The sequence below is a fragment of the Pseudonocardia endophytica genome (genome assembly GCF_004339565.1).
Classification (GTDB): Bacteria; Actinomycetota; Actinomycetes; order Mycobacteriales; family Pseudonocardiaceae; genus Pseudonocardia; species Pseudonocardia endophytica.
Genome location: NZ_SMFZ01000001.1, coordinates 3,211,852 through 3,237,769 on the forward strand (window position 1 = coordinate 3,211,852; position 25,918 = coordinate 3,237,769).

Sequence of the window (25,918 nt, forward strand, 5' to 3'; positions counted from 1 at the left end):
ACCTCATATGACCAGCACGTTCGACACGGCGCCCGCTGCCACGGCCGATCCGCGTACCGGAGCGCTCGGAGCGCCCGCTCCGACACCCGACCGGGCGTCGGAGACGGTGACCGCGCTCCGCACCGAGGCCGGATCGACGTTCCACGAGTCCGATCTGACGCCCGCCGGCGTCCACCCGGCAACGACCGGCCGGGGCTCGACCGATCTCGGCGCTGCAGTGCCCACCCCGACCAACCACGGCACGGCCGACCAGGACACGACCGGCCCGGGCCCGCTCGAGCCCACCGCGACCGACCCTGGCGCCGCGGTGTCCGGCACGGCCGACCAGGACACGACCGGCTTCGGCCCACGCGACACCGGCACGACCGGCCCCGGCACGGCGGCGTCCAGCGCAACCGACCCCGGCCCGGCCACGACGGTCGAGCCGGTGTCCGGCCGCGAGCGCTCCGGCACCCGACGGACGATCCGGCGGTCCCGTCGCGGCGGGCCGCAGGCCGAGTCGGCCGGGGCGCGTGGTTCCTCGGACGGCGCCGGAACGGCCACCGAGGCGCGCGGCACCGTCCGCGCCCTCCTCCGCGACGACAGCGGGATGAGCACGGTCGAATACGCGATCGGGACGGTCGCCGCCGCGGCGTTCGCGGCCATCCTCTACGCCGTCGTCAGCGGCGACACGATCCTCGGTGCCCTGACCGGCATCGTGCAGCGTGCTCTGTCCACGACGTTCTGACGCCGATCGCGGCGCCGTGACGGTGGAGGCGGCGATCGCGGTCGGGACGCTGGTCCTGGTGGCCGCGGCCGTGATCGCGGCCGTCGCCTCCGTGCTGGCGTCGATCCGGTGCGTGGACGCGGCCCGGGAACTCGCCCGGGCCGCGGCCCGTGGGGACACCGACGTCGGCCGTGCGGCGGCGGCCCGGATCGCGCCGTCGGGAGCGCGGATGGACGTGCGGATCGACGGCGACGAGGTGGTGGTGCTCGTCGCGGCCGATCCGGTCGGTCTGATCCCGATCGAGGTGACCGGGCGGGCGACCGGGCTGATGGAGCCCGGCGTGGTCCGCGCCGTCACGCCGCCGGTGCCGGACTCGCCGCCGGACGACGCTCCGGGCGGAGCGGTACCCGAGGAAGCCGATCCGGGAACGCCGTCCACATCGGCCGGTCCCGGAACCCCGGGTTCCCCGGCGACGACGGTTCCGGAGACCGGACCGTGAGCGGCCACGCGGCGGACCCCGGGCGGACCGCACGCGAGACCGGTCGTGGCGAGCGGGCGGGACCGGCTGATCCGACCGACCGCGGTTCGGCCACCGTCTGGGCGGCCGGGCTGATCGTGGTGGTGCTGCTCATCGGCACCGTCGGGATCGATCTGGTCTCGGCCGTGCGTGCCCGGCACGTCGCGGGGTCGGCCGCCGATCTGGCGGCGCTCGCGGCGGCCGGGGTGTCGTCCGATGGTGAGCAGCGGGCCTGTGCCACCGCCCGGGAGTCGGCCGAGTCCAACGGCGCCACGGTCCGTGAGTGCCGACTCGAGGGCTGGGACGCGCTGATCCGCGTCGAGGTCGAGCGCGGCTGGACGTGGGTGGGACGCGGTCCGGCGTCGGCCGCCGCCCGGGCGGGGCCCGCTCCCCCGGAACCGTCGGAACACACGGCGGACACCCGGACACCGGTCCCGCGAGAAGCGAAAGGGCGGTGAACGGTCATCGGCCCCAGGTGAACGGACGGTGCGTTTTGTGAGACCACGTCGTTCGTCCGAGCGGTGCAGTACGTGCGGATCCTCCCCGGCAATTCGGCGTCGCCGAACGCCCGATCGCCGACGACGACGTCGCGGCGTCTGGTATCGGCCCGGATTCTGCGGCCTACTGAACGGGTCGCGTCGGACGGATCGAACCGGCCCCGCGTCACGGACACGCTCCCCAGACAGCGGTGGGATCGGAGTGCCCCAGCGCCCCGTCCGGCACCACCGCACGGAGGTCGTCGCCGGTCCGTCCACCCCCCGACGGGCGGACCGGCGACGTCCCCGCTGTGTCCCTCTCAGGCGCCCAGGGCGTCCAGGACGACGTCGAGCACCCGGACCGCGCCGTCCTTGTCGAGCGGCGAGTTCCCGTTGCCGCACTTCGGCGACTGCACGCACGACGGGCATCCGGTGCTGCACTCGCAGTCCCGGACCGCCGTGCGTGTCGCGTCCAGCCAGCGCGCCAGCACCGCGTGCCCCCGCTCGGCCAGTCCCGCGCCTCCCGGGTGCCCGTCGTGCACGAACACCGTCGGGCTCCCGGTGTCCGGATGCAGCGCCGTGGACAGCCCACCGATGTCCCACCGGTCGCAGATCGCGAACAGCGGGAGCAGGCCGATCGCGGCGTGCTCGGCCGCGTGCAGCGACCCCGGCACCCGCGCCGGATCCACCCCGGCCGCGGCCAGTGCGTCGTCGTCGACCGTGTACCAGACCGAGCGGGTGTGCAGCGTCTGCACCGGCAGCTCGAGCGGCGTGCTGTCCAGCACGGTGCCGTCCGGCCCCCGCCGCCGGTACCCGACGACCTGGCTGGACACGGACACGTCGCCGAAGCAGACCTCCACCGGTCCGTAGCTCGCCTTCGACGACACCTCGAGCACCTCGACGTCGGAGACCGACTGGGACTCGGTCCGCCAGTCCGGCTCCTCGGCGTGCACGAGCGCCACTCCCGCGTCGAGGTCCAGCTCGTCGACCACGTAGCTCTCGCCGCGGTGTAGGTACACGGCACCGGAATGCACCGTCCCCGGCGCACTGCTGCCGTCCACCGTGCCGAGCATCCGCCCGGTCGACGCCTCCACGACGGCGACCTGCCCGAGCCCGGACCCGCGGATGTCCACCGACGCGGCCGGGCGCTGACCGGAGTCCGGCCAGAACCAGCCGCCGGGCCGTCGTCGCAGCACGCCGTCCTCGACGAGCGCGTCCAGCACCTCCTCCGCGGGAGCACCGCCGAACGTCGTCTCGACGTCGACGGTCGTCAGCGGCAGTTCTGCGGCGGCGCAGGCGAGCTGCGGCGCGAGCACGTACGGGTTGACCGGATCGAGCACGCAGCTCTCCACCGGCGCTCCGACGAGTGCCTGCGGATGGTGCACGAGGTAGGTGTCCAGCGGGTCGTCACGGGCGACGAGCACGACCAGCGCCTCGTCGGACTCCCGTCCGGCACGGCCGGCCTGCTGCCAGAACGACGCACGCGTCCCCGGGAACCCGGCCAGCACCACCGAGTCCAGGCCGGAGATGTCGACGCCGAGCTCCAGCGCGTTCGTCGTCGCCACCCCCAGCAGCTCGCCGGACGACAGCGCCGACTCCAGCGCGCGGCGTTCCTCGGGCAGGTAGCCGCCGCGGTAGGACTCGATCCGGTCCGCCAGCTCCGGCGCGACGCCCGCGACCTGGCGGCGTGCGCCCAGCGCGGTCAGCTCGGCCGCCCGCCGGGACCGGACGAACGCGAGCGTCCGTGCACCCTCCAGGACGAGGTCGGCGAGCATCCGGGCGGCCTCCGCCCCGGCCGCGCGCCGGACCGGGGCGCCGTTGTCCCCGGTGATCTCGGTCAGCAGCGGAGGCTCCCAGAACGCGACCGTCCTCCCGCCGTGCGGCGAGCCGTCGTCGGTCACCGCCGTGACGTCCCGCCCGGCCAGCACGGACGCGAACTCGGCGGGCCGCGCGACCGTCGCCGACGCCATCACGACGACCGGGTGCGCCCCGTACCGCGCTGCCACCCGGAGCAGCCGTCGCAGCAGCAGCGCGACGTGCGAGCCGAACACGCCGCGGTAGGTGTGGCACTCGTCGACGACGATCCACCGCAGCCGTCTCAGGAACCGCGCCCATCGCGAGTGCCACGGCAGCAGCGAACGGTGCAGCATGTCCGGGTTCGAGAACACCCAGCGCGCGTGGCGGCGGATCCAGTCGCGTTCGTCCATCGGCGTGTCCCCGTCGAACGACGCCTGCCGCACCGTCGGACCGGCCAGGCCGTCCAGAGCGCGCAGCTGGTCGGCCGCCAGCGCCTTCGTCGGAGCCAGGTAGAGCGCCGTCGCGCGCGGGTCGGAGTCCAGGCCCGCGAGCACCGGCAGCTGGTAGACCAGCGACTTCCCGGACGCCGTCCCGGTGGCGACGACGACGTCCGTGCCGGAGTGCACCAGCGACGCCCCGGACGCCTGGTGCGTCCACGGTCGCACCACGCCCCGCTCGGCGAGAGAGGTACGCAGCGGCGTCGGTACCCATTCCGGCCAGTCCACCGTGCTGCCCTCGCGCGCCGGCAGCCGGATGACGTGGCGCAGCGGGTCGAGGTCGTCGCCCGCCGGGTCCTGGCGTGGCGCCGCGCCGGTCGGGTCGTCGAGGTCGACGTCGGTCAGGGCGGACTCCGGATCGATCCCGGACCCGGCGACGACACGGCGCAGGAGGTGCAGCCCCCGACCGGATCCCGCCGACGTGTCCACGATCGACCACGCTTGCACACGTCACCGACAGTCGCGGCGCCGCGGCCGGTCCTCGACCCGGGCGACCACGATGTGGTGTCGATCACTGTGACCGGAATCGCCGCACGTTGGGCCCGGCCCGGGAGCATACGACCGAAACCACACTTCTACACTGCACGCGCCTGCCCGTCCGGTCACCGGACGGGCGCATACACACGCGTGGCAGGCATCACGCCGCGCCCAGTCGACGCCAGGGACGACGTCGTCGGAGGTCCGCCGCCCCCGCGGTGACCGCCCGTCGCCGGCCGACCTGGTGGACGAACCCAGTCAACCCAGGAGGACGGATGTCCCACACCCTCGCGGCGGGCTTCGAGCTCGGTGCGGGTGACTACGCCATCGTGGTCGTAGTCGCGGTGGTCGCCCTCGTCGCCCTGGCCGTCGGCTTTCTCCTGCGCAGGGAGGTGCTCGCGTTCGACGAGGGCACCACCTCGATGCAGGAGATCGGCCGAGCGGTCCAGGAAGGCGCGGTGGCCTACCTCAACCGCCAGTTCAAGACGCTCGGAATCTTCGCGGCCATCGTGTTCGTCGTGCTCTTCGCCCTTCCGGCGGAGGACATCGGGGAGCGCATCGGCCGGTCGATCTTCTTCCTCGTCGGTGCCGCGTTCTCCGCGATCATCGGCAACCTCGGCATGCGTCTGGCCACCCAGGCCAACATCCGCGTGGCCTCGGCCGCCCGCAAGGAGAACGGCCGCGTCATCGCGACCCGGATCGCGTTCCGCACCGGTGGCGTCGTCGGCATGTTCACCGTCGGCCTCGGCCTGCTCGGTGCGTCGGTCGTCGTGCTGGCCTACACCGGCCAGGCCCCGCGCGTGCTGGAGGGCTTCGGCTTCGGCGCGGCCCTGCTCGCCATGTTCATGCGTGTCGGCGGCGGCATCTTCACCAAGGCCGCCGACGTCGGCGCCGACCTGGTCGGCAAGGTCGAGCAGAACATCCCCGAGGACGACCCGCGCAACGCCGCGACGATCGCCGACAACGTCGGTGACAACGTCGGTGACTGCGCCGGCATGGCGGCGGACCTGTTCGAGTCCTACGCCGTCACACTCGTCGCGGCCCTGATCCTGGGCACCGCCGCGTTCGGCCTGCAGGGCCTGCTGTTCCCGCTGATCGTGCCGGCAATCGGTGTGATCACGGCGATCCTCGGCGTCTACCTGACCAAGGCGCGCCAGGGCGAGAACACGCTGATCGCGATCAACCGCAGCTTCTACCTGTCGGCCGTGTTCGCCGGCGTGCTGTCGATCGTCGCCGCGTACGTCTACCTGCCCGGCTCGTTCGCCGACCTGACCGGTCCGTCGGACGCGTCCGTCGCGTCGATCGCCGGTGACCCGCGTCTGGTCGCCTCGATCGCCGTCGTCATCGGCATCGTGCTGGCCGCGGTCATCCTGAAGCTGACCGGCTACTACACCGGCACCGAGGACGCCCCGGTCAAGGACGTCGGCAAGTCGTCGCTGACCGGTTCGGCCACGGTCATCCTGGCCGGTATCTCGGTCGGCTTCGAGTCCGCCGTCTACACCGCCGTCGTCATCGGCGCGGCCGTGTACGGCGCGTTCCTGCTGTCCGGCTCGATCGTCGTCTCGCTGTTCGCGGTCGCGCTGGCCGGTACCGGCCTGCTGACCACGGTCGGCGTCATCGTCGCGATGGACACGTTCGGCCCGGTCTCGGACAACGCGCAGGGCATCGCCGAGATGTCCGGCGACGTCGAGGGCGAGGGCGTCGAGATCCTCACCGAGCTCGACGCCGTCGGCAACACCACCAAGGCGATCACCAAGGGCATCGCGATCGCGACGGCCGTGCTCGCCGCGACGGCGCTGTTCGGCTCCTACCGCGACGCGATCAACCAGGCCCTGACGTCAGCCGGCCAGACGGCCCAGGACGCGGGCCAGTCGTTCGCCTACGAGGTGTTCAGCCCGAACACCCTGGTCGGCGTGATCCTCGGCGCCTCGGCCGTGTTCATGTTCTCCGGGCTGGCGATCAACGCGGTCAGCCGCGCCGCCGGTGTCATCGTGGGCGAGGTCCGGCGCCAGTTCGCCGAGATCCCGGGGATCATGTCCTACGGGCAGAAGAAGGACGACGGCACGCGGGAGACCACGGGTCGTCCGGAGTACCAGCGCGTCGTCGACATCTGCACCCGGGACTCGCTGCGCGAGCTGGCCACCCCCGGCCTGCTGGCGATCCTGGCCCCGATCGCGGTCGGTTTCGGCCTCGGCGTCGGCCCGCTGGCCGGCTACCTGGCCGGTGCGATCGCGGCCGGCACGCTGATGGCGATCTTCCTGGCCAACTCCGGTGGAGCCTGGGACAACGCCAAGAAGCTCGTCGAGGACGGCAACCACGGCGGCAAGGGCTCGGCGGCCCACGAGGCCACGATCATCGGTGACACCGTCGGTGACCCGTTCAAGGACACCGCAGGCCCGTCGATCAACCCGCTGATCAAGGTCATGAACCTGGTCTCGGTGCTGATCGCGCCGGCCGTCGTCGCCCTGTCCGTGGGTGACGTCTCTCCGGCGATCCGGATCGTCATCGCGGTCGTCGCGGTCCTGATCATCGCGGGCGCGATCGTCGTGTCCAAGCGGCGGTCGACCACGATCGCGGACGAGGAGCCGGCCCAGACGCCGGTCGGCTAGTCCGCACCTCGCACGCCACGACGGCCGTCCACTCCGCACGGGGTGGGCGGCCGTCGTGTGTCACCCGGTTCGGCTAGTGTCCTCTCACCCGGAGCGAGACGGATCGTCCGGTGGGAGGAGCCATGGGACGACGGTCACCGGCACGCCGGAGCGTCGCCAGCCTCGGCCTCCTGCTGGCGGTCGCGACGCTGGTGGGTTGCGGTTCGGACGTCACCGCCGACCAGTGGACCGACCGGATGTGCTCGGCGGTCCTCCCGTTCGTCCGCACGGCGACGACGCCGCCCCAGCAGGCCGCGGACCCGGGCACCACGGCCGACGGGATCAGCGACTACTTGGGACGCACCGTCTCCGCGCTGGACACGACGATGACCTCGCTGCAGGAGCTCGGCCCGGCCCCCGTCGACGACGGCGAGGCGATCGCGAACCAGCTCCGCGGCGGGCTCGACGGCATCCGGGCCGCGTTCTCGAACGCCCGCACGCAGGTCGACGCGCTGCGCGGGAAGCCGGCCGCCGACATCGAGCGCGGGCTGCCGGCGGCGCTGGCCCCGGTCGCCCGGCTCGGCGACACCACCGGACCGCTGGCGAACGTCACGCGCGACCCACAGCTCGGCGCGGCATCGCGCAACTCGGCGAACTGCCGCGACCTCGGTTCCGTGTCCCGTGCCGCACAGGGCGCCTCGGCCGGTCCGGACGCCGCTCCCGCCCCACCGGCCGCCGATACCGGACAGGCCGGAGGCAACTGACCCGGGCGGCCGTCCTACGGTCGAAACCAGCACACCGACCCCGAGGAGCCCCCGACGTGTCCCGCTTCCCCCGCCAGACCGCAGCCGCCGCGGCTCTGCTCGCCGCGCTGTTCGCAGGCGGATGTGCGACGACCATCGCCGGCACCCCGTCCGCCGACCCGGCGCCCCGGCCGACGTCCGGGCCGGGTGCCGACCCGGCGGCCTGGACGGACAAGGTCTGCGGCGCGCTCGTCACGTACTGGAAGCCGATGACGCCCGGCGCGCTCCCGAACTTCGCCGGCGACAGCACCGAGGACGCGATCAAGAAGCGCCTCAGCGACTACCTGGGTACCGTCTCGGCCGCCATCGACCAGGGCCAGCAGCAGCTTAAGGCCGCGGGCGCCTCCCCGGTCACCGGCGGCGACGACCTGGTGAAGTCCTACGCCGACGCGATGACCCGCAACGGTAAGACGGTCGCCGACGCCAAGGCCGAGGTGGACTCCGTCGACCCGGCCAATGCCCAGGCGTTCCAGCAGAAGCTCGACTCGGCCGACGCGAAGCTGAAGACGTTCGCGGCACCGCAGGGCCTGGACAAGCTCGGCAACACGCCGCGGCTGGTCAAGGCGATCGAGAAGTCGCCGAAGTGCGGCGAGTACCGGCAGATCACGCAGCCGCCCCCTCCCTGATCCACTTCCGACGGCGTGGCGGATGCGCCGCCGTCGAACAGACGTTCTATCCTGCGCGGCGTGCAGCAGATGTCGCTGTTCTCCGCGGAGGCCCGCCCGGCCGGGATGGCCGATCTCGTCGGCCTGCTCTGCGGGCCGGGGCGGATCGAGCGGTTCGGCGCCGGGGACACCGCCCGCCTGGACGTCCCGCTGCCGTGGCCGGGACGCGAGCGGGCGCTGCGCGCGCTCGCGGCGGCCCGCTCGGTGACGCTGCGCCCGGCACCGCCGGAGAACGAGGACGACGACGGGTCGCTGCGCAGCGCCTACCGTCGCGATCTCGTCGGTCTGGCACGCACGTGGACGTGCCCGGCGGGCGCGAAGCGGATCCCGCCCGGGTTCCAGCTCGACGGCGCCGTGCTGCGGCTCTGGGCGCTCGCGGCGGGCATGACCGACCTGCGCGGCGGGTACGTGCTGCTCCTGGACCCGTCGGCGCCCTGGACGCACGGACCGCTGGTCGCCGCGACGACGCGCGTCGGACTACCGCCCGCCCGCCTGGAGGCCGGGGAACACGGCGCGCCCGGCCCGGCGTTGAGGATCGGTGGGGCACGGCGGCTGGCCCGTCTGGCCGAGCTGGTCGGACCCGAACCGGTAGCGCTGCGACCGGGTGACTGGCCTCGCTGCCACGGCCGACCAGCGGCCTGACCTGCCGAAGTACGGTGGGCCGTACTGACCGTCCCGGTGGCCTGGTGGTACAACCCACCGCACGGCTGTGCGACGGTATGAGATCGTGCGTGGCGAGATCGGGTGTTCACTCACCGCAACCCCCGGTGGTGAGGACGCCCGTTAGTCCGGGCTCGCCCTGGGTGGCGGCCGTCCGACGAGGACGTCGCCGCGGGGCCGACGGAGCCCGGAAGAGATGAGGTAGGACCAGGTGGCAACGGGAACGACCAGTTCGGGCACGACGCGTGGCAAGGCGGGTGGCTCCAGGCGGACGCCGACCTCGACCGGCACCGCGTCGGGCCGTCCGACGCGACGGCTGGTGATCGTCGAGTCCCCCACCAAGGCGAAGAAGATCGCCCCCTACCTGGGGAACGACTACGTCGTCGAATCCTCGGTCGGGCACATCCGCGACCTGCCGCGCGGCGCGGCCGACGTCCCCGCCAAGTACAAGGGCGAGCCGTGGGCGCGTCTCGGCGTGGACGTGGACAACCAGTTCAGCCCGCTCTACATCGTCACGCCGGAGAAGAAGAGCACCGTCTCCGAGCTGCGCGAGGCGCTCAAGTCGGTGGACGAGCTGCTGCTCGCGACGGACCCCGACCGCGAGGGCGAGGCCATCGCCTGGCACCTGCTCGAGACGCTGAAGCCGAAGATCCCGGTGCGCCGGATGGTGTTCCACGAGATCACCGAGTCGGCGATCCGGGCGGCCGCGGAGAACACCCGCGAGCTGGACCAGGACCTCGTCGACGCGCAGGAGACGCGCCGCATCCTGGACCGCCTCTACGGCTACGAGGTCTCCCCCGTGCTGTGGAAGAAGGTCATGCCGAAGCTGTCGGCGGGCCGGGTGCAGTCGGTCGCGACGCGGCTGATCGTCGAACGCGAGTGGGCGCGGATCCGGTTCACCTCCGCCGAGTACTGGGACATCGGCGCGCAGCTGGACGCGGGCGCCGAGGCCACCCCCCGCCAGTTCGGGGCGCGGCTGACCCAGATCGACGACGACCGGGTCGCCACCGGCCGCGACTTCGACTCGGACGGCAAGCCGAAGGCTCCGACGGGCGCCAGGGCGCAGCGGACCGACGCCCGGCTGGGCGACGCCGGCAGCGGTCTGCGGATCCTCGCCGAGGCGGACGCCCGCCGGCTGGCCGAGTCGCTCCAGGACCAGGCCATGACCGTGTCGTCGGTGGAGTCGAAGCCGTACACGCGCAAGCCGTACCCGCCGTTCATGACCTCGACGCTGCAGCAGGAGGCGGGCCGCAAGCTCCGGTTCTCCTCCGAGCGGACGATGCGCAGCGCGCAGCGGCTGTACGAGAACGGCCACATCACCTACATGCGGACGGACTCGACGACGCTCTCCGACACCGCCATCCAGGCCGCCCGCGCCCAGGCTCGCGAGCTCTACGGCGACCGCTACGTCGCCGACTCGCCGCGCCAGTACACGCGCAAGGTGAAGAACGCGCAGGAGGCCCACGAGGCGATCCGGCCGGCGGGCGAGTCGTTCCGGACGCCGGGTGAGATCGCCCGCGAGGTCGACGGCGACGACTTCCGCCTCTACGAGCTGATCTGGCAGCGCACGATCGCGTCCCAGATGAACGACGCCCGCGGCACGACGGTCAGCGTCCGGATCACCGGCACGGCCGGCACCGGCGAGGCGTGCACGTTCTCCGCGTCCGGTCGGACGATCACGTTCCCCGGGTTCCTCAAGGCCTACGTGGAGTCGGTCGAGGACGAGTCCCCCGGGAACCAGGCCGACGACGCCGAGTCCCGCCTGCCGGAGCTGACGGAGGGGCAGGCGCTCACCGCCGTCGAACTGGACCCGGACGGGCACTCGACCAACCCGCCGTCGCGGTTCACCGAGCCGGCGCTGGTCAAGCAGCTCGAGGAGCTGGGGATCGGCAGGCCCTCCACCTACGCGTCGATCATCAAGACGATCCTCGACCGCGGGTACGTGTGGAAGAAGGGCGCGGCCCTGGTGCCGTCCTGGGTCGCGTTCTCCGTGGTCAACCTGCTGGAGGAGCATTTCGGCCAGCTGGTGGACTACGACTTCACCGCGGGCATGGAGGACGACCTCGACTCGATCGCCTCGGGTCACGACTCCCGGGTCGACTGGCTCAACGGCTTCTACTTCGGGGCCGGGAAGAGCGCCGAGAGCTCGGTCGCCCAGGCCGGAGGTCTCAAAAAGCTCGTCGGGGCGAACCTCGAGGAGATCGACGCCCGCACGGTCAACTCGATCACGATGTTCCCGAACGACCCGCAGTACGACAACGTCGTCGTCCGCGTCGGCCGCTACGGGCCGTACCTGGAGCGGATCGTCGACGGGGAGTCGCAGCGGGCGAACCTGAAGGACGACCTCGCTCCGGACGAGCTGACCCCGGAGATCGCCGAGCAGCTGTTCTCGGTCCCGCAGGAGGGCCGCAAGCTGGGCACCGACCCGGTGACCGGGCACGAGATCGTCGCGAAGGAGGGCCGGTTCGGTCCGTACGTGACCGAACTGCTGCCCGACCCGGAGCCTCCGGCCGATGGCACGACGAAGAAGAAGGCCCCGGCGAAGCCGAAGCCGCGCACCGGGTCGCTGCTCAAGACGATGTCGCTGGACACGATCACGCTCGATGACGCGCTGAAGCTGCTGTCGCTGCCGCGCGTCGTCGGGACCGACCCGGACTCCGGCGACGAGATCACGGCGCAGAACGGCCGCTACGGGCCGTACCTGAAGCGGGGCACCGACTCGCGCTCGCTGAGCGACGAGGAGCAGCTGTTCACCGTGACCCTCGAGCAGGCGCTGGAGATCTACAAGCAGCCCAAGCAACGGGGACGCGGCGCCGCCGCCCAGCCGCCGCTGCGCGAGCTCGGCACCGACCCGTCGACCGGCCAGAAGATGGTGATCAAGGACGGCCGCTTCGGGCCGTACGTCACCGACGGCGAGTCGAACGCCAGCCTGCGCAAGGGCGACTCCGTCGAGCAGCTGACCGACGAGCGGGCGTCCGAGCTGCTCGCCGAGCGCCGCGCCAAGGCGCCGCCGAAGAAGAAGGCCCCGGCGAAGCGCACCGCGGCCGCGAGCAAGACCGGCACCACGACGTCGAAGAAGGCTCCCGCGAAGCGCACCACGACGCGGAAGACGCCGGCGAAGTAACCCCTCTCCGCGAACGAGGGGCACCGTCGAGCAACGTCATTGCTCGAAGGTGCCCCTCGTTCGTGTGGAGGTCGGGGTCAGCCTGCGGCGAGCTGCTTCTTCACGGCGGCGGCGACCCGGCCGCCCTCGGCGCGCCCCTCTGCGGCGGCGTTGGCCTTCTTCATCACCTGGCCCATCTGCCGCTGACCGGGCTTCTCACCGGTCTCCGCCTCGACGGCCGCGACGGCGTCGCGCGCCAGCTGGTCCACCTCGTCGTCGGAGAGCTGGGTGGGGAGGTAGCGGGCCAGCACCTCGCCCTCCGCGCGCTCCCGCTCCGCCTGCTCGGCGCGGCCCGCGCCCTCGAACGCCTCCGCGGACTCGGCGCGACGCTTCGTCTCCTTCGTGATGACGGAGCGCACCTCGTCGTCGGACAGCTCCTTCGCCGACGATCCCGCGACCTCGGCGTTGCCGATCGCGGTCAGGGCCGAACGCAGGGTGGTACGGACGAGCTCGTCGCGGCTCTTCATGGCCGCCGTCAGGTCGGTCCGCAGCTGCTCCTTGAGGGTGCTCACGGCGTGCACGGTAGTGGACCGACGGCGGGACGTACGCTGGGATTCATGCCTCGCGTCTCGTCTCCCCTGCGCGTTCTCGCCGGTCTGGCCGCGGTCGGTGCCGCGACGCTGGCCTACGCGGCCGGGATCGAGCGACGGTGGTGGACGTTGCGCGAGACGGAGATCCCGGTGCTGGCGCCGGACGCGCGCCCGCTCACGATCCTGCACGTCTCGGACCTGCACCTGACGCCGAACCAGCGCAGCAAGATCCGCTGGGTGTCCGAGCTGGACCGTCTCGACCCCGATCTGGTGGTCAACACCGGCGACAACCTGGCTCACCCGGGCGCGGTCCCCGGCGTGCTGACCGCGCTGGGCCCGCTGCTGGCCCGCCCGGGGGCGTTCGTGTTCGGCAGCAACGACTACTACGGCCCCACACCGAAGAACCCGGCCCGGTACCTGACGCCGAGGAACGAGCGGCGGATCCACGGCGAGCCCCTCCCGTGGACCGACCTGAGGGCGGCGTTCCGCGAGCACGGCTGGGTCGACGCGACGCACTCCCGCCAGACGCTGACCGTCGACGGCCGCACGGTGTCCGTCGCCGGCGTCGACGACCCGCATCTGAACCTCGACCGCTACACGCAGGTCTCCGGCCACGACCCGGACGCCGATCTGCGCCTCGGCCTGACCCATTCCCCCGAGCCGCGCGTGCTGGACGGCTTCGCCGCCGACGGCTACGATCTCGTGCTCGCCGGCCATACCCACGGCGGCCAGCTGCGCCTGCCGGGCTTCGGCGCGATCGTCACGAACTGCGGCATCGACCGCTCCCGCGCCCGCGGCGCGTCCCGGTGGGGCAGCCACACGCGCCTGCACGTCTCGGCGGGTCTGGGCACGTCCCCGTACGCGCCGGTCCGCTTCGCCTGCCCTCCGGAGGCGACCCTCGTGACGCTGGTCCCGCGACCCGCGCAGCCGTCGGATACCCGCGCGCGGGCGGCGGAAGGCGTCGGGTAGAGTTCCACACGGCTCGCGGGAGACTGCGATGCTCGGGGTGTGGCGCAGCTTGGTAGCGCGCTTCGTTCGGGACGAAGAGGTCGCAGGTTCAAATCCTGTCACCCCGACAACACAAAGGCCCTGGTCAGAGACTCGGAACACCGAGTGAGACCAGGGCCTTCGTCGCGTCCGACGGCCGCCGAGTGACTATCTGCGTGACTACCCCGCCTCATCGGGAAACAGCCGGTTCATGGCCGTCGCGCCGTCGTCGATCACCGGCCGGATCTGCTTCCGGTAGATCTGCTCGGTGACGGTGCTGCCGCCGGTGTGGCCGACCAGGCGTGCGATCTGGTCGATGGTCACGCCGCTGTCCGACAGCAGGGACACGAAGCTGTGCCGCAGCTCCCGGGGCGTCCACTCGGCGGCGGGCAGCCCGGCAGCCGTCAGGACCCGGCGGAAGCCGCGCCGGACGTTGGCCGCGTCCAGCTCCGTCCCGGTCTCGGAGGCGAACACGAGGCCGTTCTCCGTCCACCGCTCACAGGCCCGCGTGCGCTGGTGCACCTGGTCGGTGAGCCGGTTCCGCAGGATCTCGATGCACCGGGCCGGGAGCGCGACCGTGCGGCGGGACCGCCGGGTCTTCGTGTCGCCGTCCGCCCGGACCGAGCGCCACACGCGCATGTGCGGCGGGACCGGCGGATCGCCGTCGAGGTCGCCCTCCAGGTCGACGTGGTCCCACGTCAGTGCACGCAGCTCCTCGGTACGGGCGCCCGTCAGCAGCCCGAGCAAGGTGTAGGCGCCGTAGGTGGTGCGGTCGTCCTGGTCGAGGAGCGCCTTGGCCTGAGCAACCGTGAGCGCCCGAGACGGCCGGCCAGGCTGCCCGGTCGGAGTGCCGCACAGGAGCACGACGTTGCGGCGCACCTTGTCCCGGGCCTGAGCCCGCTTGACCGCCCGGAGCAGGATGGACCGGAGGTCCTGCAGGGTCCGCGTGCTCAGCGTGCGCGCTTTCTCCGCCAGCCAGCGGTCGACGTCCTCGGCCGACAGCTCGCGCAGCTTGCGAGCACCCAGCGCCGGGATGACGTGCTGCTCGGCGAGGAACCGCCGCGTCGTGATCGTGTTCTCCGACCGGCCGGTGAGCCCGAACGCGAGCCAGTCCTCCACGGCCTGCCTGACCGTGTAGCCGTGCGGCTCGACCTGGTGCCCGTCCTCGGTGGCGCGAACGATCTCGCGCAGCTTGTTCTTCGCCTCGGTCTTGGTCCGCCCACTGGCCCGGCGCACGATCCGCTTTCCCGCCGGGGAGTAGCCCACCGTCACCGTCGCGATCCACCGTTGCCGCGTCTCGTCCCAGTGCAGGCCGCCGTCACCGCGGGACCGCCGGGCCGTCACGATGCCCTCCCGAACGGCTCGCGCTCGGCCTCACGCTCCAGCAGCGCCACGTACTCGGCGATCGCGGCCGCGGGGACCAGGCGGGTCCGCCCCTCTCGCACCGAGCGCAGCCGCCCCGACCGCAGCAGCTCGTAGACGACGCTTCGGCTCAGCGACAGCGCCGTCATGGCCTCGGTGACCCGGTAGAGCTTCCGATCCGTCGTCGCCGTCGTCATGTCGCCCTCCCGGCGCCGGTGGTCCGCTGTGCCCGGAACCGTTCCGAGATCCCCTGTGCGACGTCCCGTTCGGCGTCGTTGTGGTGACCGATGTGGACGACCGACCAGTCGTTGACGACCGTGATCGTCGTGAGGTCCGGGGCGATGTCGTTCGGGTCGTCGGTGTCGCGGTCGATCTCGCGCAGCGTCTCGACCAGCCGCCACACCCGCCGCTCGCCCCGGATGGCGCGGAACGTCGTCGAGTAGGCACGGGACTTGGTCAGGAAGTGCCCGCGAAACCCGAGCATGTGCGCCCACCGCCGCAGGTTCAGTCCGTCGTAAGCCTCCAGGCCGCCGAGCTGCCAGGCGGTCTCGATCATGCGCCGGTGGTGGTCACTGATGTTCAGGTGCGCGACGTGGGCGATGTCGCGGATCGGCCGATCGGTGGCCTCGGACTTGCCGGTGCCCTTGGTGGCGTACTTGGCCACATAGGCAGCGAGCGCGGCATCGGTGATCTCGCCGGTGGCCCGGTCCTCGAGCTGGTCCCGTGCGGCCGGGGTGATGGGCCGGATGTCCACCTGACGGCCCCACGCGAGCGTGAGCGCATCGCCGTCCGGTCGGGCGACGACCAGAGCTGCCGTGTCCACAGCGGCCCGGATCGCGGCGTTCAGCCCTTCCGCGTTGACACCAGTCGGCGGCGCCGTGGTCGGACCATCCGGGCCGTCGAGCCGGACTACGGCGTGGAAGTGGACCATGCCGCGCCGCTGGTACTCGGCGACCTTGGCGTAGGACAGCCGGGCGTAGTCGCGGAAGTCCCGCACCCGGACGCCGAGCATCCCGGCCAGCGCCCGCCGCAGCGCGATGACGAACCGGTTCCACAGCGCGCCCGCGTGGGCCTGCCAGAGGACCGCACCGGTGTAGTCGTAGCCGTCCGGATCGATCGGTGTGCCGAGCCGGGTGTCATGCTCTCGGTGCTTCTCCCCGCAGCCGCACGGCACGACCCTGGCCCGCGCGGAGAGTCTCCGGGAGTGCACCGGGCCGAACGAGGGTGCGGTGAGCGTGACGAAGGCCCGCGGGTGAGTCGCGACGGTCTCCGGGACGCCCTTGGTTCCGCCGGCCATTCCGGGCCGGACGAGGTGGTAGGCGTCGGAGGCGTATCGGTCCGAGCAGGCCGCGCAGACGCTCGCGCGCCGGTTGCCGCACGGGGCCAGGATGCGGCCCTCTCGTTCGGTGAGGACGGCGCCGTCGCGGTCCAGCACGCGGGACGAGCCGTCAAGGTGGATCGGTGCGGCGCATCCGCGGGTTGCGGTGACCTGGGCGCGCCAGGTCTGAAAGTCGGGAGAGCGCAGCAGCTTGGACAGGGCGGCGCCCTCGTGGTCGGTGGTGTGCAGGGTGCTGGTCATGGTGTCTCCGTGGGTCATCGGCCGAGCTGCCGGTCGCGGGCGGTGCGCGGAGGCGGGGCGTTGCCGTCGCGTTCTTCGCGCCGGTCGATCTCGATCGGGCCGGGCCGGTAGCCGTGGTGGCGGGCGAGCATCTGCGCGCCTGCGCGGTAGGAGGAGGCGCGGCCGACGACGTGCCCGAACTCGGTTTCGACGACATAGCGGCCGTTGTCGCGGAGCAGCTCGCCGCCGAACTCGCGGCAGGTGAGCAGTCCTCGCCCAGGCCGGACGACGTCGACCACGATGGGGCCGCTGGTCTGCTCCTCGTCCGGCTTCGGCGCCTGCCGAGCTCCGGGCGGCAGGGGCCGCAGGTTCGACCACCGGGTGGCCATCTCACGGCTGCGCTTCGGGACGAGAACCGAGCGGGCCGGACCGGTGTGCCCGCGGTGGGTGATCGTGTGGTTCCCGCCGAGCTCCAGTAGCCCGCCGTCGAGCAGCTGCCCGACCGTGTCGGCTTCGTAGCGAGGTACCTCGTCGACGGCACCACTGTTCGCCGGGTCGACCCGGAACACCCGGCCGGACCGCTCCACGATCCGATAGCCGGGATCCTGAGCCAGCCGCAGCACTGAGGCGACGAGTTCGACGTCCTGAGTCGCCGCGGTCGAGGCGGCGCCGCGGTCGGCGGGAACGGTGACCGGCTCACCGAAGAGGGCACCCTGCTCGACGGAGGTGGCCGGGTCCGTCTGGGTGGTCATCGCGCCCACCACCACTCGCCGCGGGCCTGCCAGGCCCACTCACGGACGAGCTGGCGGATCAGCGCCCACTCGATCAACCCGGCGCCGATGGCGGCGGTCCAGAACCAGCCGGAGCCGGTGCCGAACCACAGCCAGACGCCGCCGACGACGAGGACCAGGAGCATGGTGAACTTGAGCCAGGTACGGAGGACCCATCCGGTTGTGCTGATCACGACGCACCCCAGACCGAGCCGTTGCCGTCCTGGTCCCCATCGTTGTCGGGGTACAGGTCGATCACGTCCGCGTCCCGCGGGGTGCAGCGCGCCACCAGCTCGGCGATGTCCTCGTCGGACACGTAGGCGGCCCGGAACCGGATCGGCAGCCGGGATCCGGCGTCGATGACGAACCCGATGCCCGCGTGGCGTGCGTCGCACGGGATCTCGTCCGCGAGCGCGCCCCGCTCCCTCGCGCCGTCGCCGAGGGCCATGTCCACATGCGACGCGGCGGTGACGGCGAGGCAGATCCGCTGGGTGAACAGCTCCCGGACGTCGAGGACGTCCTTGGTGGGCTCCTGCAGGTAGCCCTGCACGGTGAACAGCGACGCCCGGCCCTGGGTCATGATCTCCGCCAACAGGCGTAGTGCTTCGCGGGTGATCTGCCGGTCGGCGTAGGCGGTGAGCATCGCCATCTCGTCGACCATCAGCATCTCCACCGGCGTCTCCACCGACGGTGTGCAGGAGCGCAGCCCGTTGTCACGCATCCACTCCTGACGTGCCTTCATGGCGTCTCGGAAGTCGGTCAGCAGCGCCAGCGCGTCCTCCGGGGTGGTGGCGTAGCGGGTGAACAGGGGTGCGCCCTGCTCGGTCTCTACGCCGCCCTTGAGGTCGATCATGTGGACCCGGACAACGCCCTCGCGGATGCATGGTCCGCAGGCGCGCAGGGTGCCCCACATGACCGAGCCCTTGCCGGAGCCGGTGTTGCCGATGACCACCCGATGCCCGCGCACGATCGAGATCACAAACGCTTCGCCGTGCTCGTTATCGCCGATCTCCAGTGCCGACAGGTCCACCTCATCCGCGCTGGCCGGGATGTCGGGTGCCGGGATGACGCGGTCGAACGGCAGCTCGCGCTCCACGACCAGGGCGACGACACCGGGCCGAGCCCGGGACACGGCGACCCGGTGCGCGATCAGCGCCTCCGCCAGGACCGGCGCGTGCTCCTGCCAGTGGGTGAGGTCCTGGCCGCGCACCATCCGCACCAACAGGGTGTCGATCGTCGGTGTGGACGAACGGACCCGCATCACCCGCGGGACGAGCGTCTCGCCGTTGTGCCGGTGCTCGCGGGTCAGACCGCAGTCGGACAGCAGGGAGGCCCAGCGGCGGCCGCGGTAGGTCGTCCAGCGCCGCCAGGTCGCCCGGACGTGCGGACCGATGTGCCGGTCGAAGGAGGCCGGGTGCCCGCGCCACCAGCCGACCACCAGCACGGCCAGGACGCTGTAGCCGGCCAGAGTGGCGACTGGGCCGACGAGCACGAGCAGGGTCACGGCCAGGGCCGGGTGGAGCAGGAACAGTGGGTGGCGCAGGAGCCAGCCCAGGGCCCGCCACTCGCGGCCGGGCGGTCGGTGGGACCGGCGCACGGGTGTGCGGGCCGGGCCGGTCATCAGGGTTGCACTACGCTTGTTCATCGCTACCAGTCCTCATCAGTTCGGGTAGCGGGGTGCCCGTGCCGGACTCCGCCAAGAATTCGCGCGGGCACCCCACCAACAGATTCGTTACTTGTTGTCCTTGCGCATGACCGGCCGGGCCGCGTCGAGCATCGTTGTCGCCGCCGCGACGTCACGGGCCAGGTTGTCGTGGGTCTTCTTGAAACTGCCGCGTCGGATCGGAATTCCACGCATCGCCTCTCGTAGCTGACGCATTGACGCGTCGAGTTCGTCGATCAGTCGGTCCGCATCCATCGCCTATCGCCTCCAGTCCTTCGCGATCAGTTCCGGCTCGAAGCGCTTGGCCTGGGCGGAGACGATCCGCAGCGACGCGCGGCACTTCTTGATTGCCGCCCGGACCTCGCTCGCGGTCGCAACGTTCCAGTGCCGCTGTCCCGCTGGACGCTGTTTGGTGTCATCGGCCGCCTTGGCCGCCTTCTCCGCATCAGCCAGGGCGTCCCCGACCCGCTGGAGCGCCGCCCAGAAGTCACCGAACCGGGCCAGCGCCCGACGGTTGGCCCGTCTGACCTGCCATCCCCGAGCCGCACGAGCCCCGGACCGGACCGCGGTTCCTGCCGTGGTCATCGCCTACACGCCCTTCCGGATCGCGACCTGAGCCAGCCGCAGCCCCTCGGCCACACCGGCCCGCCAGGCCTGCTCGGTGGGGATCACCGGGCCGTCGTGACGGGTCCAGGTCCGCCGCTCACGCTCCAGACGCCGCACCAGCCGACCCACTCCCGTGGTCATCCGCCGCCTGGTCGCCGTGTTCGTCGCCGCGCTCATGTCGTCGCCTCCGTTCCGATCAGCGCGCCCTCGTCGCCGATCTCGCCGTCTCCGAAACAGCCGGGGCATTGGCCCGAGCCGTTGCATGCCTCGCACTCGATTCCCGGCGACGGGAATTCGCCGAGGAAATCGCCGTAGCCGTCACACACGTCGCAGGCGCGGCTACCGTTGCACTCGTTGCAGATCATCGATCCACCCGCAGTTTCGGGCACAGCACGGCCCACCACACCAATCCAGCAATTTGCGAATCAGTGCGTCAGAGTCGTGCAGTGCGTCAGATCAGGCCGCGTTCTCCTCGTTCTCGGGCTTCGCGCCGCTCTTGCGCGCGGGAGCACCACCGGCCAGCTTGATGCCGGTCGCCTTGAACGCGAGGCCCGCGTTGGTCCGGCCGCCGGACTCGATCACGTAGTGGTTGATCACCGGGTCGATCAGCTCGACGCGGACGTCCTCCTCGAACCCCATCCCCGGGTCGGTCGCGAGGGTCACCTTGATCTCCTCGCCCTTCGGAGCCCGCTGCCCCGGAGCCGGACGGAGCTTCGCGAACAGCGACACCACGAACACCGCGGCGCCGTCCCGGTCGGTCACCGGGATCTCGTTGCCGTTCTCGTCCTCGCGCACCTTCGGCCCGGGCGGATCCACCACCGTGAGCTTGTACTGGCCGAGCACCACCGGAAGGTTCTGCATCTCTCCACCTCGTCAGTCATCCTGTCCTCCACTCCTCTTTAGGAGTGATGCGAAGGTAGCACGTGAGGGCAGACACCTGTCAACAGGTCCTCATGAGGACTACAGTGACCGTTTGCAGTTGTGAACGAGGCACGGGAAGGAGACTCATGACCACCGGGCTGGGTGCCCGAGCACCGAAGTACCAGCGGATCGCTGATGAGCTGCGCCGCGACATCAGCGCGGGCACATACGAGCCGGGCGGGCGCATCCCCGCGGAGACCGACCTCGTCGAGCGCTTCCACGTCAGCCTGCCAACGATCCGGCAGGCGCTCGGCGTGCTGCGCGCCGAAGGACTCATCGAGTCCCGCCACGGCCGAGGCACCTTCGTTCGCGAGAACCGCAAACTCCAGCGACGCTCGCGACATCGCTACGGCCGCGCGCGCAGCGACAAGAAGCTCCTTACCTCGCACCTCACACACGAGATCCTGAGCGCCGGGCCAGAGGCCACTCCCCCGCACATCGCCGCGGTCCTGACCGACGCGCCCGCCGAGATGATTGTCCGACGTCGGCTCCTGCGCGACAGCGACAGCGGCCGCCCCGAGGAACTCGGCGCCAGCTACGTGCCCAGCGAGATCGCCAGCGGCACGTTCCTTGAAGAGCCGACAGTCGTCCCCAAGGCACTCTTCCTGTGCGTGGAGGACCTGTCTGGCAAGCGCTACGCACACGCTCGCGACCGGTGGGAGATCCGGATGCCGTCGGCGAACGAGGCCGACCTCCTGGACCTCGCGCCCGGCGCGGCCGTGCTGCATGTCGTGCACACCGCCTACGCCGACGATGACGCCGTCCTGGAGGTCTCCGAGTCAGTGTGGCCGGCCGACCGCGTGACGATCCTCGACGAGTACGACATCAGCAGCGACCCCGACGCCTCCCCGCTCAACTCCGAGGTCTGACCGTGACCGCCGACGCCCCCCGCACCCGTAGCCATTGGTGGCCGCGTCCCGGCTGGCACCCGGGCCGTGACGTCTACACCTGGCACATCACGTTCGATGACGCCCCCGAGCTGCACCGCCTCGCCGAGCAGTATCAGACCCAGCTCCGTCCGCTCTCCGGGCTCAACCTCGTCCCGATCGAATGGCTGCACCTCACGGTCCAGGGCGTCGGGTTCGCCGACGAGGTCTCCGACGACGCGCTCCACGCCGTGACCGCGAGCGTTCAGAAGTCCGTCCGGACGCTTGGAGCGTTCCCTGCGACGTTCGACGCGCCGGTCATCTTCGACGAGGCCATCGTCTTGCCGCCGACGCCGGTCGAGCCCTTCCAAGACCTGCTCACGGCAATCCGGTCCGGCATTGCCGACGCACTCGGCCCTGACTCCGTGCAGACCGGCCCCGAGCAGGCGCGCGGCTTCCGACCACACGTGTCACTCGCCTACAGCTCCGGCGAGCACGACAGCGCTCCCTACCGGCAGGCACTCGACGCCGCCGACGCCGAACCCGCCACCGTCCAGATCAGCGCGCCCGCTCTCATCAGGCAGGAACGACTCCTCGCCCCTGAGTGGCTGTACCGTTGGACGACCGAGGCCCGCGCACCGCTCGCGGCCTGACGCTGCTCGACCCGGTCAACCGACCCATACGTCGTCTAGGACCGCGGCCCCTGCGCTCGGCGTGTTGAGACTTTCCATTCCGTATCAAGCGGCGCCTCCGGCGCCGGCGGCTGGGTTGGCTGCGGGCGCGTGCGGCCTCCGGCCGGTCACCCGCAGCCACCCAGCCCAACGTTGCGTTCTCGGCGCCATAGCGTTGTCATACTGGGGCGTGACATCTTGTCGAACATGTGTTCGCATGTACCTAGGAGGTCACCACATGGCAACTACGAGCGCGATCGAGTGGACCGAGGTGACTTGGAACCCGACGACGGGATGCGACCGAGTCTCCGCAGGCTGCGACAATTGCTACGCAATGACTTTGGCTAAACGATTGAAGGCTATGGGCCAAGCCCGATATCAGGCCGACGGTGATCCACGCACATCTGGACCCGGTTTCGATCTGACACTTCATCCTGAGTCGCTGGAAGCCCCATACCACTGGCGGAAACCAAGGATTGTTTTCGTCAACTCCATGTCTGACCTATTCCATGCCCGCGTTCCAGTGGACTACCTCCGCCAGGTCTTCAAAGTTATGTGGGACAATCCGCAACATACATTCCAGATGCTGACTAAGCGATCACTGAGGCTTCGGCGACTTTCGCCAGAATTGGACTGGCCGCCGAATCTGTGGATGGGAGTTACAGTCGAATCGGCGGAACATGTCAGCCGAATCGATGACCTTCGCCGCACAGGGGCGACCGTCCGGTTCCTATCTTGCGAGCCATTAATCGGACCTCTCCCCGGGATTAACCTGGACCAAATTGACTGGTTAATCGCTGGTGGCGAGAGTGGCGCTCACGCCCGCCCTATCGAAAAGGGATGGGTCGACGAGATTCGCGACTCCTGCTTGGACCAACAAGTCGCGTTCTTCTTCAAGCAGTGGGGCGGCCGAACACCGAAAGCGAACGGCCGACTCCTAGACGGTCGCACGTGGAACGAGATGCCGGAACTTGCAGCAGGCTAGTCGAAAGTGAGGCGCGTACCGCTCGGAAATCCCGACTTGCCGGGACGGGCTACGCTTAGAGTCCCCGCCTTCTCCATCGGAGTTAGCGCGTTCTTCCGCAGGTGCGCTTTCCTGTACGGAGTCTGAAGCGTTACCCAGCTTTCGACTTCGTCGATAGAAGTTGTCCTGCCCCCGAACTCCTGGCGCAGGCCAGCTAGCAGCGGCTCGAAGTCGGGTTCCAGCTGGAACAGGACATCCATCCCGGCCAGGCGGTCATGAAAGGCGCTCCCGCCGCCAGGGTCCGTCTTCCACATGGCATCCTTCATCAACTCGACACCTCGAATGTGTCGAGTGCCATGCATCAGGTAGTACGACAGGTGCCCGTTCTTTCCGTACATCGCGAATGATTGAACGTACGGGAATTTGCAAACGGTAGACAGCTGGCGCCTATAGAGGTCGTGAAGGAATTGCACGCGCTTTCCGGCCTCAACCTCGCGGACGCCCATGTATTCCTGCGTACCGAATAAGTCGTCCATATGCTGGGAGACCTTCGGATTTGTCGCGAATCGGTTGATGTGGTCAACCATCAGATTAACGAAGAGCTCACAACGGTCATACGCGACTAGGTCGCGCAACAGTTCGACCGGTACACCCGAGAAACCAAACGGATCAACGAACGCGAACGTTGGCGCCAGGTTCTGCTTCTCGTCTCCCTCGGTCAATGAGTCAAGAATCCTGCGGGCAGAATCCGAGAACGAGTCCCCGTAGATCTCGATGATTACGTTCTTGGGGAACGGACTGTGCTCCTGCTTCACCTGCTCGATCTGCTCTTGCAAACTCGCAAGGCGTGCCGGTTCGTTCTCGCAAAATACAAAGACGATCTGACAGTTGCTCATATTCTGCAAGTAGCCATGATCAAGCAGGGTCTTAAGCGCGATGATCGGCGATCCCTCTTCACCACCGCCGTACACACCTGGACCAGCGAAACCATCCAGGAAGACGATCCGACCGTTGTGTGAAGAAAGCACCGGGTACCACCCACCGAGGTAGCTCCGAAGGATGTCGTGCTTCGCCTTCGTGTGGGGATCGAGGGGCCAAACAGTAGAGCTGGGGGCCATCAAGATCCTTACAGGGCGGTGGAATCGGGAAATACGATTCTACCTTCCAGTACCGATCTTGTGACACCCAACACGGTCAGTCGGCGTGTCGCACGAACACGGAGCGTCCTCGCCGGACGGGCAGGGCTCCGGGATGGCCGGGGTGTGGCATCCCGACGACCTCCCGGAGGGCTACCACACGACGTCCCGGGGGCGGAGCTGGACGAAATCGGCCGGCGGTTGCATCGAGGGCCGCCCCCGGGCCGCCGCGCGGTCGGGCGTTGCCAGGTCGACGGGATGCCACACGAACACCGGGCGCGGGTGCGTGACGAACTGAGTGACGATCGAGCCGTACAGACCCGGAACCGCGCGGACATCTATGGACACTCGGATCCGCCTGACCTGCGTGTTCGAGCCGATCGGACGGTCGCCCTTGTTGCTTCGGGACGAAGAGGTCGCAGGTTCAAATCCTGTCACCCCGACAACACAAAGGCCCTGGTCACAGACTCATTCGAGAGTCGCGGACCAGGGCCTTCGTCGTGTCAGAACGTCGCGATCGGGTTGACCGGGCTGCCGGACGTCCCGGCGAAGCGGACCGGCGCCAGGGCGAGTTGGAAGTCCCACTGCCCGAGGTCGGCGGCCGTTGTCGCGCACGCTTCCAGATCGCAGTTGTCGAGCAACCAGAGACCCATCGCGACGAGACTCACGGCGTGCACCGGCATCAGCACGTCGTCGTAGCCCGACGGCTGGACGTCCTGTGGCGTGTCGGCGCCGATCAGCGCGACCTCCCGTTCGTGCAACCACGGCAGGCACGACGCGTGCCACCCGGCCTGGGCGAATCCGCCCGGCTCGGCGCTCTGGTGCCGGACACGGCCATGGCCGGTCCGCAGCAGCACCGCGTCGCCGCGTCGGACCTGCACGCCCTGGCGACGCTCGGCCTCCTCGAGATCCTCCGGGAACACTCCCTGCCCCGGTTCCAGCCACGGCACGTCGCGCACCGCGGCGACGTCCAGCAGGACACCCCGCGTGACGATCCCGTTCGCCGCCGCCGTCACGGCGGCCCACGCCGATCCCGTGGCCTCGTCGACCACCGAGTGCGATCGCCCGTTGTACGTCGTTCCGTCCCAGAACAGGTGGCAGGGCGAGTCGACGTGGGTGACGGTGTTGCCGTGGAACGTGATGCCGAGCCGCTCGGTCGAGAAGCCCCAGCGCCGGTCGTTGCGGAAGCCGGCCACCGGCATGTCCTCGGCTCCCGGCATCTCGGCGGCGCACGGGCACGACGTCGTCGAGCGCTCCATGTCGCCCGGGACGGAGACCTCCCACGCGCACGACACGCTCCGGCCGTGGCGCACGGCCCGTGCCGCCGCCAGCCGGACGTCGTCGGTGACGTGGTTCAGGGTGCCGCGCTCGTCGTCGTCACCCCACCGACCCCAGTTCGACAACGACTCGAAGTACCCGAGCACGTCGTCCTGCGTGGGCAGCGATCTCCCTGACGTCATCCCCGCACCGACTCCTCCGTCACCGCCGTCGAGACCTCGCGGACGACAGTAGCCACCGACCGTCGTCGAGCCGAC

General features: G+C 70.6%; 27 protein-coding genes and 1 tRNA gene. 13 read left to right on the forward strand and 15 right to left on the reverse strand.

All coding sequences use genetic code 11. The annotated features are described in order from the left end of the window. The first annotated feature begins 7 nt into the window (after positions 1-7). From EV378_RS36900 to EV378_RS14735, 3 genes are read left to right on the forward strand one after another with little or no spacing between them, the layout of a single operon-like run. Positions 8-727: a DUF4244 domain-containing protein gene (locus EV378_RS36900; RefSeq protein ID WP_132425356.1), complete on the forward strand. Its 720-nt coding sequence runs from the start codon at positions 8-10 to the stop codon at positions 725-727. A 16-nt stretch (positions 728-743) separates the two neighbouring features. Further along, positions 744-1,205 (forward strand): TadE family type IV pilus minor pilin, encoded by a 462-nt coding sequence (locus tag EV378_RS14730; RefSeq protein WP_207908669.1) that lies wholly within the window; start codon positions 744-746, stop codon positions 1,203-1,205. Then, positions 1,202-1,681 carry an Rv3654c family TadE-like protein gene (locus tag EV378_RS14735; RefSeq protein ID WP_132425359.1) on the forward strand — a complete coding sequence of 160 codons (480 nt, stop codon included), beginning with the start codon at positions 1,202-1,204 and terminating at the stop codon, positions 1,679-1,681. Before EV378_RS14730 ends, EV378_RS14735 begins: the two co-directional genes overlap by 4 nt. Before the next feature lie 338 nt (positions 1,682-2,019). Here EV378_RS14735 and EV378_RS14740 read toward each other — a convergent pair whose 3' ends face one another. Continuing rightward, positions 2,020-4,422, reverse strand: a complete 2,403-nt coding sequence (locus EV378_RS14740; RefSeq protein WP_424511223.1) for a DEAD/DEAH box helicase — start codon at positions 4,420-4,422, stop codon at positions 2,020-2,022. 323 nt (positions 4,423-4,745) lie between these two features. On the opposite strand from EV378_RS14740, the gene EV378_RS14745 reads away from it, so the two are divergent. The 5 genes from EV378_RS14745 to topA all read left to right on the forward strand — a co-directional run bounded on the left by EV378_RS14745 (position 4,746) and on the right by topA (position 12,310). Then, a complete protein-coding gene (locus EV378_RS14745) occupies positions 4,746-7,079 on the forward strand; it encodes a sodium-translocating pyrophosphatase (RefSeq protein WP_132425362.1) in 2,334 nt (777 codons plus the stop codon). A 122-nt stretch (positions 7,080-7,201) separates the two neighbouring features. Continuing rightward, positions 7,202-7,822 (forward strand): hypothetical protein, encoded by a 621-nt coding sequence (locus tag EV378_RS14750; protein WP_132425365.1) that lies wholly within the window; start codon positions 7,202-7,204, stop codon positions 7,820-7,822. A gap of 56 nt (positions 7,823-7,878) precedes the next feature. Further along, the gene (locus EV378_RS14755) at positions 7,879-8,487 is read left to right on the forward strand and encodes a hypothetical protein (protein WP_132425368.1); all 609 of its coding nucleotides are present in this window, start codon (positions 7,879-7,881) and stop codon (positions 8,485-8,487) included. Positions 8,488-8,556: 69 nt separating this feature from the next. Then, positions 8,557-9,168 (forward strand): hypothetical protein, encoded by a 612-nt coding sequence (locus EV378_RS14760; protein ID WP_243653622.1) that lies wholly within the window; start codon positions 8,557-8,559, stop codon positions 9,166-9,168. A 337-nt stretch (positions 9,169-9,505) separates the two neighbouring features. Next, positions 9,506-12,310: a type I DNA topoisomerase gene (gene topA / locus EV378_RS14765; protein WP_207908670.1), complete on the forward strand. Its 2,805-nt coding sequence runs from the start codon at positions 9,506-9,508 to the stop codon at positions 12,308-12,310. A gap of 77 nt (positions 12,311-12,387) precedes the next feature. Here the strand turns inward: topA and EV378_RS14770 are convergent, their stop codons facing one another. Continuing rightward, positions 12,388-12,861: a GatB/YqeY domain-containing protein gene (locus EV378_RS14770; protein WP_132425374.1), complete on the reverse strand. Its 474-nt coding sequence runs from the start codon at positions 12,859-12,861 to the stop codon at positions 12,388-12,390. Between the two features lie 45 nt (positions 12,862-12,906). On the opposite strand from EV378_RS14770, the gene EV378_RS14775 reads away from it, so the two are divergent. Then, on the forward strand, positions 12,907-13,848 hold the full coding sequence (locus EV378_RS14775; RefSeq protein ID WP_132425376.1) for a metallophosphoesterase: 942 nt from the start codon (positions 12,907-12,909) through the stop codon (positions 13,846-13,848). A 33-nt stretch (positions 13,849-13,881) separates the two neighbouring features. After that, positions 13,882-13,955: transfer RNA gene (locus EV378_RS14780), tRNA-Pro, on the forward strand. A gap of 91 nt (positions 13,956-14,046) precedes the next feature. Here EV378_RS14780 and EV378_RS14785 read toward each other — a convergent pair. The 11 genes from EV378_RS14785 to EV378_RS14835 all read right to left on the reverse strand — a co-directional run bounded on the left by EV378_RS14785 (position 14,047) and on the right by EV378_RS14835 (position 20,686). Beyond that, positions 14,047-15,210: a site-specific integrase gene (locus EV378_RS14785; protein WP_132425378.1), complete on the reverse strand. Its 1,164-nt coding sequence runs from the start codon at positions 15,208-15,210 to the stop codon at positions 14,047-14,049. Further along, positions 15,207-15,425, reverse strand: coding sequence for a helix-turn-helix domain-containing protein (locus EV378_RS14790; RefSeq protein ID WP_132425381.1), 219 nt, complete (start codon positions 15,423-15,425; stop codon positions 15,207-15,209). Before EV378_RS14790 ends, EV378_RS14785 begins: the two co-directional genes overlap by 4 nt. Further along, positions 15,422-16,807 (reverse strand): replication initiator, encoded by a 1,386-nt coding sequence (locus tag EV378_RS14795; RefSeq protein WP_132425384.1) that lies wholly within the window; start codon positions 16,805-16,807, stop codon positions 15,422-15,424. The genes EV378_RS14790 and EV378_RS14795 overlap by 4 nt, the downstream gene beginning before the upstream one ends. A 14-nt stretch (positions 16,808-16,821) precedes the next feature. Further along, positions 16,822-17,538, reverse strand: a complete 717-nt coding sequence (locus EV378_RS14800) for a hypothetical protein (protein WP_207908671.1) — start codon at positions 17,536-17,538, stop codon at positions 16,822-16,824. Continuing rightward, complete coding sequence (locus EV378_RS14805; protein WP_132425387.1) at positions 17,535-17,750, reverse strand: hypothetical protein; 216 nt, start codon at positions 17,748-17,750, stop codon at positions 17,535-17,537. Before EV378_RS14805 ends, EV378_RS14800 begins: the two co-directional genes overlap by 4 nt. Next, a complete protein-coding gene (locus EV378_RS14810; RefSeq protein ID WP_243653461.1) occupies positions 17,747-19,201 on the reverse strand; it encodes an FtsK/SpoIIIE domain-containing protein in 1,455 nt (484 codons plus the stop codon). The genes EV378_RS14805 and EV378_RS14810 overlap by 4 nt, the downstream gene beginning before the upstream one ends. Positions 19,202-19,288: 87 nt before the next feature. Continuing rightward, positions 19,289-19,414, reverse strand: coding sequence for a hypothetical protein (locus EV378_RS14815; RefSeq protein WP_341540427.1), 126 nt, complete (start codon positions 19,412-19,414; stop codon positions 19,289-19,291). A gap of 63 nt (positions 19,415-19,477) precedes the next feature. Further along, on the reverse strand, positions 19,478-19,804 hold the full coding sequence (locus EV378_RS14820; protein ID WP_132425393.1) for a hypothetical protein: 327 nt from the start codon (positions 19,802-19,804) through the stop codon (positions 19,478-19,480). A gap of 3 nt (positions 19,805-19,807) precedes the next feature. After that, positions 19,808-20,002 carry a hypothetical protein gene (locus EV378_RS14825; protein ID WP_132425396.1) on the reverse strand — a complete coding sequence of 65 codons (195 nt, stop codon included), beginning with the start codon at positions 20,000-20,002 and terminating at the stop codon, positions 19,808-19,810. Then, positions 19,999-20,190 (reverse strand): hypothetical protein, encoded by a 192-nt coding sequence (locus EV378_RS14830; RefSeq protein ID WP_132425399.1) that lies wholly within the window; start codon positions 20,188-20,190, stop codon positions 19,999-20,001. The genes EV378_RS14825 and EV378_RS14830 overlap by 4 nt, the downstream gene beginning before the upstream one ends. A gap of 91 nt (positions 20,191-20,281) precedes the next feature. Next, entirely contained in the window at positions 20,282-20,686 is a 405-nt protein-coding gene (locus EV378_RS14835; RefSeq protein WP_165922290.1) for a hypothetical protein, read from the reverse strand. A gap of 146 nt (positions 20,687-20,832) precedes the next feature. On the opposite strand from EV378_RS14835, the gene EV378_RS14840 reads away from it, so the two are divergent. The 3 genes from EV378_RS14840 (at position 20,833) to EV378_RS14850 (ending at position 23,268) form a co-directional block, all read left to right on the forward strand. Next, positions 20,833-21,615 carry a GntR family transcriptional regulator gene (locus tag EV378_RS14840; protein WP_165922291.1) on the forward strand — a complete coding sequence of 261 codons (783 nt, stop codon included), beginning with the start codon at positions 20,833-20,835 and terminating at the stop codon, positions 21,613-21,615. Positions 21,616-21,617: 2 nt separating this feature from the next. Then, a complete protein-coding gene (locus EV378_RS14845; RefSeq protein ID WP_165922292.1) occupies positions 21,618-22,265 on the forward strand; it encodes a 2'-5' RNA ligase family protein in 648 nt (215 codons plus the stop codon). Positions 22,266-22,521: 256 nt separating this feature from the next. After that, positions 22,522-23,268 (forward strand): DUF5131 family protein, encoded by a 747-nt coding sequence (locus EV378_RS14850; RefSeq protein ID WP_132425408.1) that lies wholly within the window; start codon positions 22,522-22,524, stop codon positions 23,266-23,268. Here the strand turns inward: EV378_RS14850 and EV378_RS14855 are convergent. Both EV378_RS14855 and EV378_RS14860 read right to left on the reverse strand, forming a co-directional pair. Continuing rightward, positions 23,265-24,365 carry a three-Cys-motif partner protein TcmP gene (locus EV378_RS14855; RefSeq protein ID WP_132425411.1) on the reverse strand — a complete coding sequence of 367 codons (1,101 nt, stop codon included), beginning with the start codon at positions 24,363-24,365 and terminating at the stop codon, positions 23,265-23,267. The two genes, EV378_RS14850 and EV378_RS14855, sit on opposite strands and share 4 nt — an antisense overlap. Positions 24,366-24,886: 521 nt before the next feature. Then, positions 24,887-25,843: a cyclase family protein gene (locus tag EV378_RS14860; RefSeq protein ID WP_243653462.1), complete on the reverse strand. Its 957-nt coding sequence runs from the start codon at positions 25,841-25,843 to the stop codon at positions 24,887-24,889. Positions 25,844-25,918: the final 75 nt, after the last annotated feature.